Origin of the sequence: Shewanella sp. POL2, from assembly GCF_000282755.1 — a bacterium.
GTDB lineage: Bacteria > Pseudomonadota > Gammaproteobacteria > Enterobacterales > Shewanellaceae > Shewanella > Shewanella xiamenensis.
Map to the genome: position 1 here is coordinate 1 of NZ_AKZL01000054.1, position 13692 is coordinate 13692.

A 13692-nucleotide genomic window follows, 5' to 3' on the forward strand; every position below is an offset into this window, starting at 1 on the left:
CAGCGCGTTTTTTTATTGGTACCTAACGTGTGACTTACTGGAGTAGAGAAATATCCGCTACATGTAAGAATTGCTCACGTAGGTTATTCAGCAGTGCTAAACGGTTGTTTTTCAATGCTTCGTCATCCGCCATAACCATCACGTCTTCGAAGAACTGGTCAACACTTTCACGTAAGCTCGACAGCAGTGTCAATGCCTGTTGGTAATCAGCATTTGCAAACAGCGGAGCGAGTTGAGGTTGCAGTTCGGCAAGCTTAGCGGCTAATGCTTGTTCTGCGGTTTCGGCTAACAGAGCCGAATTAATTGCTGTAGGTAATTCGCCTTCCACTTTCGCCAGAATGTTAGACACACGCTTATTCGCCGCTGCCAGTGCGCTAGAAGCTTCTAAGCTTCTGAAGTGTGATACCGCATTGATACGGCTATCAAAATCAGCTGGGCGAGTTGGGCGGCGTGCTAATACGGCGAGGATCACGTCAACATCGATACCTTTATCTTGGTACCAAGCACGGAAACGTGCCATTAAGAACTCAAGCACTTCATCGCTTGCATTCGCGTTGCTTAAGTTAGTGCCATGGAGTTCTTGAGCCTTAGCAATCAGCGTCACTAAGTCCAGTGGCAGCTTGTTCTCAACGATAATGCGTAGCACACCGATAGCGGCGCGGCGCAGTGCGAATGGGTCGGCAGCGCCCTTAGGTGCCTGACCGATACCGAAGATACCCACTAAGGTGTCGAGTTTATCCGCTAAAGCGACTGCGCAAGATACCGCTGCTGTCGGAACCGTATCGCCAGAAAACTTTGGCTTGTATTGCTCTTCCATGGCCAAGGCTACGGCTTCAGTTTCACCGTCTAGGCGGGCGTAATGCATGCCCATAGTGCCTTGAGTATCGGTAAACTCCATCACCATATTGGTCATTAAGTCTGTTTTAGACAATAAACCAGCACGGGCGGCATCAACGGCGTTAGCGCCAGTTTGCTCGGCAATAAAGGCGGCTAGGGCAGAGATACGAGTGACTTTGTCTTTTAAGGTACCGAGTTGTTGTTGGAACAAGACGGTCTCAAGACTTGGTAAACGTGATTCCAGCGTGTGTTTTTTGTCGGTATTGAAGAAGAACTCGGCGTCGGCCAAGCGTGGACGAACCACTTTCTCGTTACCCGCAATGATTTGCGCCGGATCTTTTGATTCGATGTTGGCGACAAAGATGAAGTTTGGCAGTAACTTACCGGCATCATCGAATACAGGGAAGTATTTCTGATCGCCCTTCATCGTATAAACCAAGGCTTCTGAAGGCACGTTCAAGAACTTCTCTTCAAAGCTTGCGGTTAATACGACTGGCCATTCAACTAAAGAGGTGACTTCTTCCAGCAGGTCATCTTCGATATCGGCGGTGCCACCAATCTTAGCGGCCGCTTTTTCTGCATCGGCTTTGATTAAGGCTTTACGGCTTTCGTAGTCGGCGATGACTTTACCTTTTTCTTTCAGCAGTGTCAGGTAGTTGTCTGCATGGTCAAGCTCGAAGCCTGTACCCATAAAGCGGTGACCACGAACATTACGTGCCGATTTAATGCCGAGCAATTCACCTTCGATTAACTCACTGCCTAACAGCATGGTAGCGGTGTGAACCGGGCGAATAAATTGTGTCTTGCTGCTTCCCCAGCGCATTGGCTTAGGAATGGGTAACTTATCCAGCGCACGTTGTGCCATCGCTGCGATTAAGCTCTTGGTTTCAACGCCTTCGACTTTGGCGTTATAAACCAGCCATTCACCTTTATCGGTCACCAAACGCTCAGCTTGGTCAACGGTAATACCGTTACCACGTGCCCAGCCTTCTGCGGCTTTCGTTGGTTTACCTTCGGCATCAAAAGCTGAACTCACAGCTGGGCCGCGTTTTTCAACGATTTTGTCCGCTTGAGCAAGCGCTAGTTCTGTCACATTAATGGCGAGACGACGGGGCGCAGCGTACCAAACAGCTGATTTAAAAGCTAAATCGGCTTTGGTTAATTCTTCGGTGAAGTTTGCTAAGAAAGACTCAGCCAGTTTACGCAGCGCCTTTGGTGGCAGTTCTTCAGTGCCTAACTCGATGAGTAAGTTTTCAAAATTCATGTGTTACCTCTACTTACACATTGGGAAGCCAAGCGCTTCGCGTGCCTGATAATAGGATTCAGCAACGGCTTTAGCCATTGTACGAACGCGCAGGATATAACGCTGACGTTCAGTCACTGAAATGGCGTGGCGTGCATCGAGCAGGTTGAAGGCGTGCGAGGCTTTCATCACTTGCTCATAGGCTGGCAGAGGTAATGGTTTTTCAAGCGACAATAAGTGCTGACACATTTTTTCGCATTGATCGAACAGGGCAAACATAAAGTCGACGTCTGCGTGTTCAAAGTTATAGGTCGATTGCTCAACTTCGTTTTGGTGGAACACATCGCCGTAGGTGATGCGACCCATGGGGCCATCGGTCCATACTAGGTCGTAAACGCTATCCACACCTTGGATATACATGGCGAGACGCTCTAAACCGTATGTGATTTCACCTGTGACAGGGCTACACTCTAAGCCGCCGACTTGTTGGAAGTAAGTAAACTGAGTCACTTCCATGCCGTTTAACCAGACTTCCCAACCCAGACCCCAAGCGCCTAGCGTTGGTGATTCCCAGTTGTCTTCCACAAAACGGATATCATGGATTTGTGTATCAATACCAAGAGCTTGCAGAGAACCTAAATAGAGTTCTTGGATATTATCCGGTGACGGTTTTAACACGACTTGGAATTGGTAGTAGTGCTGCAGACGGTTTGGGTTTTCACCGTAACGGCCGTCGGTAGGGCGGCGCGATGGCTGCACATAAGCACTGCTCATTGGCTCAGGCCCTAGAGAGCGTAGGAAAGTTTGTGGGTGGAATGTACCCGCACCGACTTCCATATCTAAAGGTTGAACGATTGCACAGCCTTGCTGCGCCCAATATTCCTGTAGGGTTAGAATGAAACCCTGAAATGTTTTTACGTCGTGTTTCGTCGTCATGTCTACTTGTCTACTGCCGTCAGCTTGAATAGAAAATGGTTTCGATTATACCTTGTAGATCTCTGCTTATGTAGGTTATTTTTTACCTTCTTTGTTAAAACGTTAAGGTAGATAGGCCATGGAAGAAATCCGCTGTAATTGGGTCAGCGATGATCCCTTGTATCGTGAGTACCACGATAAAGTGTGGGGACGCCCAGTTTATGATTCGAAGGAGTTGTTTGCCAAGCTCTGTTTAGATGGCCAACAAGCCGGGTTGTCTTGGATTACTATCTTAAAGAAGCAGCAAAACTACGAACAAGCTTTTGCGGATTTTGAGCCGACAGTCATTGCCACTTTCGACGACGCTAAGGTTGAAGAGTTGATGAACAATCCAGGTATTGTGCGTAATCGCCTTAAGATCCATTCGATTATTCGTAATGCAAAAGGCTATTTAGCCTACACTGCGGATGGCAAAGATTTTGCTGAATTTCTGTGGAGCTTTGTTGGTGGTAAGCCTATGGTTAATCAGTTTACTTCCATGTCGCAGGTGCCTGTGCAAACACCTGAGTCTGAGGCAATGTCCAAGGCGTTAAAAAAACTCGGCTTTAACTTTGTTGGCCCAACGATTTGTTATGCCTTTATGCAGGCTGTGGGAATGGTGAACGATCATCTAGTTGATTGCATCGCCTATGATGCTTGCTGTGGCGGCAAATAAGTACTTATTTTATTGAGCTAAAAATCCAAAATAAAAAGGCATGTTCCACGTGGAACATGCCTTTTGTTATTTCATCTTGTGTACGCCCAGCATGGGCATGAACTAATGAGGTGAAAGTCCTCTGTAGGAAGGTCACCGTTCAATAACATGCTGTTATTAAACGCTAACTACTAGTGAATGGCAAGGGCTTATCCGCGAGGATTGGTCTGAAGGAAGCCGCTAGCAAATTTGCGAGCTGATGAACAAGAACATCATATGAGGCGTAGGCTAGAGGTGAGTTGGCACAAGACGACGAAACCACGTGATCTAATGGCCACCGTAAATGATGCAGCAGTGCAAAGAAAGTTCATGTTCTTATCTGGGGAGATCTGCTTAACACGCGATCGGTCAATAACCAGTCAGGCTCTGGTCTATTAAGTGCCTTGGCTTTTCAATCTCATCGACTGAAAAGAGCGAACCAGATGAAAACCGATAGCGCATGACGGGGCAACTCGGCATGTGATTAAGCAGAAGTCAGCAGACGGCATAGTAGCTCAACGCCCATCGTAATGGATGGGATAGCATACCCCGCGTTAGCGTTGTGGGTACATGGTGAAGGCCTGAACATTTAGAAGAAGGAGGAGTCTTGTCAAACTTGTCGATACCCACTACGTCGCCAGACGATTACTATCGGCAGCGTATTGATATGCAACCGGCCTTCAACAGCGATTTATTCCAACAACTACTCGAACCTGAAAATCTACACCGAGCTTGGCGTCAAGTTAAAGCCAATAAAGGCGCGGCTGGCATCGATGGCATGACTATCGAAGCCTTCCCGCTTTGGATGCAACAAGGCGGTTGGCAACGGTGTAAATCTCTACTGGAACGAGGTGAATATAACCCTTCAGCAGTCAGACGCGTAGAGATCGACAAACCCGATGGCGGTAAACGCAAACTGGGTATCCCTAACGTCATTGATCGTGTGATACAGCAAGCTATTGCTCAAATTCTCACGCCGTTGTTTGACCCTTTCTTCTCGGCTAATAGCTTCGGCTTTAGACCGAATAGGAATGCCAAACAAGCGGTCTTGCAAGTCAGAGATATCATCAAACAGAAGCGCAAATTTGCCGTCGATGTTGATCTGTCCAAGTTCTTTGATCGAGTAAATCACGACCTGTTGATGACTCAATTGAGGATCAAGGTACAGGATAAGCGTCTGCTGGCGCTTATTGGTAAATACCTGCGAGCTGGTGTGATGGTCAACGACCAATTTGAAGCAAGCTTCGAAGGCGTGCCTCAAGGCGGCCCACTCTCGCCATTACTCTCTAACATTATGTTGGACAGTCTTGATAAAGAGCTGGAAAGCCGAGGGCACAAATTCGCCCGCTACGCGGACGACTTTATCATTTTGGTCAAGTCTCAACGAGCGGGCGAACGTGTCCTCAAGAGTATTACTCGCTATCTTGCCACTAAGCTAAAACTGGTTGTTAACGAACAGAAAAGCCAAGTGGTTAAGGTAGGCCAAAGCAAGTTCCTAGGGTTTACCTTTAACCGCGGAAAGATCCAGTGGCATGTCAAAACACTGCACATCTTCAAACAAAAGATAAGACGACTGACAAACCGCAATTGGGGCGTGAGCATGAGCTATCAATTGTTTAAAGTGCGGCAATACATGCAAGGCTGGATCAACTACTTTGGCATAGCCAACGCTTACCAAGGATGTGTCGAGTTAGACCACTGGATCCGTCGTCGAGTACGTATGTGCTACTGGCGTCAATGGCGAAAGCCACGGACTAAGGTACAAAACTTACTCAAACGTGGCGTCAGGATCCAAGCGGCCGTTGCTTGTGGAATTACAAGCAAAGGGCCGTGGCGAAGCTCGAAAACACCAGGGATACAGCAAGCGCTGAGTAATGAGTATCTTAAGAAAGCAGGATTGTATTCACTGAGAGATGGATGGATCGCGGTTCACTATCCGAACCAGAAAACAGGTTAGGCGTTCTAAATGAACCGCCCTGTGCGGAGCCGCATGCAGGGTGGTGTGGGGGCTGGAGGCTAAATACCTCCGGCTACCCGATTGAGATTAGATTTTCTCGAAGAAGAAAGGCTTACGCTGTTGTTTGCTGCCATTGAGTTGGTTCATCGACTCTGCATCGAACAACTTACCATTGACCATGGTATAAGTAACTTTATCTGTGACTCGAATATCCGCTAATGGATCGCCATCGATAACGATTAAGTCTGCAAGCTTACCGGTTTTAATTGAGCCAAGTTGATGCTCTAGGCCGAAGGTGGTGGCTGGGTTAATGGTCGCAGTTTTGAGTACATCCATATTGCTCATGCCGCCTTGGGCGAACATCCACATTTCCCAATGGGCGGCTAAACCCTCACGTTGACCGTGGGCGCCAATATTTGGATGAATGCCTAATTTATTAAACTCATTCGCCACTTTAGCAACGTTAAAATGATTGTAGTGACCGTCTGGTGCATGGGGGCGACGCATAGAGCGAGCCTGCAAAATATCGCTTGGCACATACATAGACAGGCGCGGATGAGCCCACACATCGGTCTTATCATACCAATAGTTTTCACCCGAAATACCGCCGTAGGCGACGACTAAGGTTGGAGTGTAACCGACCTTAGTTTGGCTCCAGAACTGTTTAATGTCGTTATAAATATTTGCCACGGGTAATGAGTGCTCTACGGTGGTATGGCCATCGGCAACCATGGTCAGGTTATGTTGCAGTAAGCTGCCCCCCTCTGGCACGACCATCATTTCGAGTTCACGAGCTGCAGCGATAACCTGTTGTCTTTGATTGCGACGCGGTTGGTTGTAGCTCTTAACGCTAAAGGCACCAACTTTTTTGAGTCGCTCTAAATGGAATTTTGCATCATCGAGTGAGTCGATATGCGAGGTGTATCCGGGTGCATTTGCGCCGTAGAGAATTGTTCCAGTGGAGAAAATCCGCGGGCCCACGATGTTGCCAGCTTTTTGTTGCTCAGAAGCGGCAAAGATTTCAGTGGTATCGTTCGATGGATCATGGATGGTCGTCACGCCTAGGGATAATCCAGAGTAGAGCGCCCAGTTTTGTTGGGGCACGATTTCATCATCGGCCTGGGCGCCATGGGCGTGAGCGTCAAACAAACCTGGCATAATGGATTTGCCGCTTATATCGATAACTTGTGCAACCTTTGGAATTGCCGTGTTAGCGTCGCCAACAGCAACAATATGATTGTCTTTGACGATCACTACACCCTTATCGATGACTTGGTCATTTTCCATGGTGATCACTTTACCGCCGACAAAGGCGACTGTTCCACGTGGAACATCAGCTTTTTCAGTAAAGCCTAAATTGATAATGCTTGGCTTAGCTTGCACGTCCTTTTTGAGATACTGCGAATCAACATCGGCTTGGTACAGTTCTGGGCCAAGAGTCCAATAGAGTTGATTACTCTTGCTATTCCAACTGATACTTTCGCCGGCTCGCACACTTAACTGAGTGACTGGAAGATTGCTGGCGTTAGGGCCGATTTCAACGGTTTCACCATGTTTAGCAAAGGGCGTCACCCAAACTTTAAAGCGCTCGGCAAAGGCGAGCTGTTTACCGTCGGGTGAGACTCTAAATTCGGTTGCATGTTTACTGCTGTAGTGAACGCGCTTATCAAACCCATCCAAGTTAATAGAGGCAAGCTGCGGTGTGTCATCTTCACCACTATTCATAAAAAATATGCGATCGGCTGAGGCTCCGAATTGTGCTTGATAGCCTTCTGCGGAGATTTTCTTATTTTGTTTGGTTTTTAAATCGACCTTGTACAGACCTGGTTCCTGCGACCAAGTTCGAGGTGTGAGATGGCCGCCTTGGGTTTTACGATACACCACAAGTTCGCCATCGGGAGAAAAGGTGGGCTCGACGTATTTTCCTGGCTCAGTGGTAAGTTGTTTCGCTTTGCCACCTTTAGCGCTGATCACTTGTACTGTGCCTTGGTCTTGGTCATTCCAAGTTGTGAAGACAATATTTTTGCCATCACGCGACCACTGGGGATAGAGTTCTTCGATATTGTTATCTAACTCGGTTAAGCGCGACATCTTGCCATCGGGAAGTGTCTTCAACCAGATTTTACCCAATGCTTCGAAGGCGACCTTACTGCCATCCGGTGAAACTTGTGCCATTCGCAGCATTTTTACATCGAATACATCTTTATCAATATCTTGTTTAAAGCGTACTGAAGGCTGAACGTCTAATTGGGTTTTTACAGAAAATGGAATATCGGTGACCGTTTTATTAGCAACGTTGAGGCGGTTAATTTTGCCCTTAGCCCAGAAGAAGATGTCTTTGTTGTCTGGAGTCCATGCCATCGTCGGGTAAACACCATGGATTGCCCAAGTCTCTTGCATATCGCGGTCTAAATCACCGAACAGTTTAGTGGTTTCACCGGATTTCAAATCAAGCAAATATAAGGATGATTGGAAATCATCACGCTTGATGTAGGCCAGTTTGGTGCCATCAGGGCTTGGGGTTGGGCGAATGGCTCCGCCAGTCCCTTCGATCAGAATTTCGATATCACCTGTTTTAGTATCGTAACGCTTGATTTTATAGATGCCGTTTACTGAGTCTTTGGAATAATGGAAGGTTTTTCCTGGGGTGTCATCTTGACTGAAATAGATATAGCGACCATCGGGTGAATAGGCGGGTTCACCTAAGTCTTTCTCATCATTTGGGCGTTCGGTGAGTTTTACACCTTCGCCACCTGCTACATGGTAGAGCCAGACTTCGCCGGCACCTAAACTACGACTGGCGGTAAAATGTTTACGACCCACTAAATATTGCGAATCAGGGCTCCACGCTGGGCTGTTGAGTAAGCGAAAAGTTTCTGATGTGACGGTGCGTGGATTGCTGCCATCGGCATCCATAATCCAAATATTGTCACCACCATCCGCATCCGAGGTAAAGGCGATGTGTTTACCATCAGGGCTATAAACTGGCTGCATTTGCCAGGCTATGCCTTGAGCTAATGGTTTAGCTTCGCCACCCGTGACTGGTATTTGATAAATATCACCGAGTAAATCGAATACTAAATGTTTGCCGTCTGGACTGACACTGATGTTCATCCAAGTGCCTTCGGTTACATCTATTGCCACTTTTTCTAGCGGGGCATTGGCTGGCGCATTGACGTCCCAACTCGTTTTTTGGGCGTCTGCTGCCTGTACAGCGTGGGAGTTAAGGCCAAGCATCAGGGCGATATAAAGCGGTGTCAGCTTAGGTTTCAACATGTTATGTCCTGTTATCGTTATTCTAGGGCTTGATTGTTATCAGGTTGGATAAATATTTGTTAATGCTACGCTAAGTTATCGCACAAATACCCTGTAAGGAAAACGGAAATACTGTTTCAATTAATGACCGAGGGGCAGCAGCTGAGGCGGAGAAACTGTGGGAGAGTAATGCGGCTTACTCTCCATGAAGTGATGATTAGTTTAATGTGACGGGATCGCCGATGTGGATCATGGCATCATTGATGACACGGCAAGTGACACCGCCTCGCCAATCAGGTGTTAGTGCTGACTCTAAGCCGGCATGAGCTTGGTCCATCTTTTTACATGGGTCAGTTTCACCTGTGACTTCGAGGCAGAGATCCCCAATGTGCAACTGTTTACCCACATCGGCAGGACTAAAAGTTAATCCATCGACTAAAAGGTTGGCGCGGCGAGTCGTCCAAGGTAAATTTGCACCTATACTTTGACACGCTATTTGCCACTGCTGGAGCGAGAGTATGGTGACTTGCCTTTTGCCTGGGCGACCAAATACATCTTTTTCAATACCGCTGTGCTGGGTGACATTCGCGCACAGCACCTCATTCATTGGTCCGCGTTTAATCGTTTTATAGGCGATAGCAACTAGTTTCGGCATGTTTGATGTCCTTATCCTAATGTCGATGTTGGGACTTAGAGTCCCTTTTTAATCAAATATTGATAGGGTATTTGGTTGGTTTCACTGGCGATCAGTGTGTGATCCATAAACTCACAAAAACTGGGAATATCACGGGTAGTAGCAGGATCATCCGCGATGATAAGCAGTGTTTCTCCTTGAGCCATTTGTCTTACCGTTTTACGCACCATCATTACTGGTTCTGGGCAGCGCAAACCAAGAGCATCCAGTTTGTGTTGTGCGGTTGAGAAAACGTCGTTCATATGACCTCGACTGAACGGTTAAACAGAATTGGCTAATGTTACTCCAGTGGTTTGGATAAACCAAGTTGGCGGCCTGATTTTGTGATGCAACGGGTAATTGGTTTTATTCCGTTTTATTTATTCGAGAGTCAGGATTAGTGAGATGTTTCACGTGGAACAATGTTATTTCGTGATCCCTAATCTTTCTCAAATGCTTGAGAATGGGATGGATCTCTTCATCATAAAAAATACGGGACTTTTATAGCTGCTATAAAATCGAGATAATCTAACTTTAAGCGTTTTTGGCTTAGCAACTTTATCATCGACGTTTTAGCGTGGCATTATTTCACAATGATTTTAAAGCTGCATAAAAAAGCCGGAACTGAGTCCGGCTCTTTGAAGGGAGAATCGTTAAGGATTAAACGCGTTCGAAAACGGTTGCAATACCTTGGCCTAAACCGATACACATAGTGGCTAAACCTAAGGTCGCATCTTTGTGTTCCATCAGGTTGATCAGCGTCGTTGAAATACGCGCGCCAGAACAACCCAGTGGGTGACCTAGTGCAATTGCGCCGCCGTTGAGGTTGATTTTGTCATCAACCACATCTGCTAAACCTAAATCTTTCACACAAGGTAAAGACTGAGCAGCAAACGCTTCGTTAAGTTCAATCACATCTAAGTCGGCAACGGTAATACCGGCGCGAGCAAGTGCTTTTTGCGTGGCTGGTACTGGGCCGTAACCCATAATTGCCGCATCACAACCTGCAACCGCCATAGAGCGAATGCGTGCACGGATTGGTAGACCCAAAGCGCGCGCTTTAGATTCTTCCATAATTAACATGGCCGAAGCACCGTCGGATAAGGCTGATGAGGTACCCGCAGTCACAGTACCGTTTGCAGGGTCGAATACTGGGCGCAGTGCTGCTAACGATTCCATGGTCGTTTCTGGGCGAATCACTTCGTCGTGCAGTACTTTAATCAGTGCACCGTTAGCATCATGACCTTCGATGCCATAGATTTCCTTGGCAAAACGGCCTTCAACTGTGGCTGCGTAAGCGCGTTGGTGTGAACGAACAGCAAAGGCATCCTGCTGCTCACGGGTGATGCCGTGGAGCTTGCCGAGCATTTCTGCGGTTAAGCCCATCATGCCGGAGGCTTTAGCGACGTTATTGGCTAAACCAGGGTGGAAGTCCACACCATGGTTCATCGGCACATGGCCCATATGCTCAACACCACCGATGATAAAGGTGTCGCCCATGCCGGTCATAATGGCACGTGCCGCTTGGTGGATGGCTTCCATTGAAGAACCACATAGGCGGTTTACTGTCACGGCGCCAGCCGTTTTCGGGATACCTGCCAGCAATGATGCGTTACGGGCAATGTTGAAGCCTTGCTCTAGGGTTTGCTGCACGCAGCCCCAAATAACGTCTTCAATAGTATTGGGATCTAATTGCGGGTTACGCAGTAATAGACCTTTCATTAATTCGGCAGAGAGTGTTTCTGCACGTACATTACGGAACACCCCAGCCTTAGAACGGCCCATAGGAGTACGAATGCAATCTACGATAACAGCTTGTTTCATAATTAAATTCCTTTCCCGCTAATTAGGCTTGGTAGTAGCTACCGTTGTTGGCTGCAAGGGCGCGCATGGCGTCGGTGACTTGATACAAACCACCTAAGTGAGCGTATTTGTCTGCTAAAGCCACAAAGTTCGCTACGCCCATAGTATCTAAGTAACGGAACACACCACCACGGAATGGTGGGAAGCCTAAACCGTAGACTAAGCCCATATCTGCTTCGGCAGGTGATGCCACAATGCCTTCTTCTAAACAGCGAACGGTTTCGATAATCATTGGGATCATAGTGCGGGCGATGATTTCATCCGCATCGAATGCTTTTTGTTCACCAAAGGCGGCCTTCAGCAGCTCGTAGCTGGTTGGGTCGACGTCTTTCTTTGGCTTACCGCGGCTATCCACAGAGTAAGCGTAGAAGCCTTTGCCATTCTTCTGACCGAGACGTTTGTTTTCGAACATCACGTCAATCGCGTCATTGCCGGATTTGCCCATACGATCGGGGAAGCCTTCGGCCATTACTGCTTGGGCGTGGTGGCCTGTGTCTAAACCGACAACGTCTAGCAGATAAGCAGGGCCCATTGGCCAGCCGAATTGTTTTTCCATCACTTTGTCGATAGCGGCAAAGTCGCCACCTTCGGCGAGCAGGCCGTTAAAGCCAGCAAAGTAAGGGAAGAGAACGCGGTTAACGAAGAAGCCCGGGCAATCGTTAACAACGATTGGGGTTTTACCCATTTTGCTGGCGTAGGCGACAACTGATGCGATGGTTTCTTCTGAGCTGTGCTCGCCACGGATAACTTCAACTAATGGCATTTTGTGCACTGGGTTGAAGAAGTGCATACCACAGAAGCGCTCTGGCTTCTTCATGCTCTTCGCTAGCAGGTTGATTGAAATAGTTGACGTGTTAGAGGCGATAATCGCATCTTCACTGACGTATTGTTCAACTTCCGCCAGTACTTGTGCCTTAACTTTGGGATGCTCAACGACGGCTTCGACAACCACGTCAGCATGTTTCACTGGGGCATAGTCTAAGGCAGGGGTGATGTTGTTCAGCACTTTAGCCATTTTTTCTGGGGTAGAGCGGCCACGAGCAACTTGCGCAGATAACAGTTTGGCGGCTTCGCCTAAACCTAAATCTAATGCAGGTTGAGCGATATCCTTCATCACGATTGGCGTGCCTTTACTGGCGCTTTGGTAAGCGATACCGCCACCCATAATGCCGGCACCTAATACGGCTGCGCTTTTCACATCTTTAGCGAGTTTGCCCGCTTTCTTAGCTTTGCCTTTAACGAATTGATCATTAAGGAAGATACCGATTAGTGCTTTGGCTACATCGGTTTTCGCTAACTTGATGAAAGCTTGATGTTCAATTTGTAGTGCTTCGGCGCGGCCTTTGGTTGCTGCTTGTTCAACTACGTTTACCGCTGCCATTGGTGCTGGGTAATGTTTGCCTGCGACAGAGAAAACCATGCCTTTAGCGGTCGTGAAAGACATCATGGCTTCGAGTTTAGGTAAGGTCAGTGGTGACATCTTGCGTTGGCGACGCGCTTGCCAATCAAGCTTTTCTGCTACTGCATCTTTTAGCATTTGAATCGCCGCAGCTTCTAAGGCTTCTGGTGCAACAACGGCGTCAACAGCGCCGACTTTTAATGCATCTTCGCCGCTTTGGTCTTTACCCGTGGTGATCCACTCAAGGGCGTTGTCAGCACCAATCACACGTGGTAAACGCACTGTGCCACCAAAGCCAGGGATGATGCCTAGCTTGGTTTCGGGTAGACCGATTTTGGCTGTGGTGTCGGCGATACGGAAATCCGTTGCCAGAATGGTTTCACAACCGCCGCCTAGGGCAAAACCTTTAATCGCTGAAGCGGTTGGGAAAGGTAAATCTTCAAGTTTATTGAATACGGCATTGGCCTGTTCAACCCAAGAGAGTAGTACTGAATCATCTTGTGCGAATAAGCCTAAAAATTCAGTAATGTCGGCACCCACGATAAAGGTATCTTTACCTGAGGTGAGCACTAATGCCTGAATGTTTGATTGTTGTTTAATGCTGTCTAATGCGGCATCGAGTGAGGCGAGTGTTTCTCTGTCGAATTTGTTCACCGAACCGGGTGCGTTAAAGCACAGCTTGGCAATATTATCCTCGAGTAACTCAACCTGAATTGTAGGACTTTGGTAGATCATTGCTTGCTTCCTTTTGGCTTAAAAGTGATACCCACCATTATTTTTTGGTGTTAGTACGACTCTCTATCTCACAGCAGCTTCG

9 protein-coding genes are annotated in these 13692 nt (G+C 47.6%); 2 read left to right on the forward strand and 7 right to left on the reverse strand.

Features of this window, described 5'->3' with window-relative positions; genetic code table 11:
* Positions 1-34: 34 nt before the first annotated feature.
* Positions 35-2101, reverse strand: a complete 2067-nt coding sequence (glyS, locus tag SHEWPOL2_RS14475) for a glycine--tRNA ligase subunit beta (RefSeq protein ID WP_037429352.1) — start codon at positions 2099-2101, stop codon at positions 35-37.
* A gap of 9 nt (positions 2102-2110) precedes the next feature.
* Positions 2111-3016 carry a glycine--tRNA ligase subunit alpha gene (gene glyQ, locus SHEWPOL2_RS14480; RefSeq protein ID WP_011070431.1) on the reverse strand — a complete coding sequence of 302 codons (906 nt, stop codon included), beginning with the start codon at positions 3014-3016 and terminating at the stop codon, positions 2111-2113.
* Positions 3017-3134: 118 nt separating this feature from the next.
* Here glyQ and SHEWPOL2_RS14485 point away from each other — a divergent pair, with 118 nt between their 5' ends.
* Positions 3135-3710, forward strand: a complete 576-nt coding sequence (locus tag SHEWPOL2_RS14485) for a DNA-3-methyladenine glycosylase I (protein ID WP_037429354.1) — start codon at positions 3135-3137, stop codon at positions 3708-3710.
* Between the two features lie 625 nt (positions 3711-4335).
* The gene (gene ltrA / locus SHEWPOL2_RS14490; protein WP_037429356.1) at positions 4336-5685 is read left to right on the forward strand and encodes a group II intron reverse transcriptase/maturase; all 1350 of its coding nucleotides are present in this window, start codon (positions 4336-4338) and stop codon (positions 5683-5685) included.
* A gap of 87 nt (positions 5686-5772) precedes the next feature.
* On the opposite strand, the gene SHEWPOL2_RS14495 is transcribed toward ltrA, so the two are convergent.
* The 5 genes from SHEWPOL2_RS14495 to fadB form a co-directional block, all read right to left on the reverse strand.
* Positions 5773-8961 carry an amidohydrolase family protein gene (locus SHEWPOL2_RS14495; RefSeq protein WP_037429358.1) on the reverse strand — a complete coding sequence of 1063 codons (3189 nt, stop codon included), beginning with the start codon at positions 8959-8961 and terminating at the stop codon, positions 5773-5775.
* Between the two features lie 196 nt (positions 8962-9157).
* Positions 9158-9595 carry an MOSC domain-containing protein gene (locus tag SHEWPOL2_RS14500; protein ID WP_037429360.1) on the reverse strand — a complete coding sequence of 146 codons (438 nt, stop codon included), beginning with the start codon at positions 9593-9595 and terminating at the stop codon, positions 9158-9160.
* 35 nt (positions 9596-9630) lie between these two features.
* Complete coding sequence (tusA, locus tag SHEWPOL2_RS14505) at positions 9631-9876, reverse strand: sulfurtransferase TusA (RefSeq protein ID WP_037429363.1); 246 nt, start codon at positions 9874-9876, stop codon at positions 9631-9633.
* Between the two features lie 397 nt (positions 9877-10273).
* Positions 10274-11437, reverse strand: a complete 1164-nt coding sequence (gene fadA / locus SHEWPOL2_RS14510; RefSeq protein WP_037429364.1) for an acetyl-CoA C-acyltransferase FadA — start codon at positions 11435-11437, stop codon at positions 10274-10276.
* A gap of 22 nt (positions 11438-11459) precedes the next feature.
* A complete protein-coding gene (gene fadB / locus SHEWPOL2_RS14515; RefSeq protein WP_037429367.1) occupies positions 11460-13610 on the reverse strand; it encodes a fatty acid oxidation complex subunit alpha FadB in 2151 nt (716 codons plus the stop codon).
* Between the last annotated feature and the right edge of the window lie 82 nt (positions 13611-13692).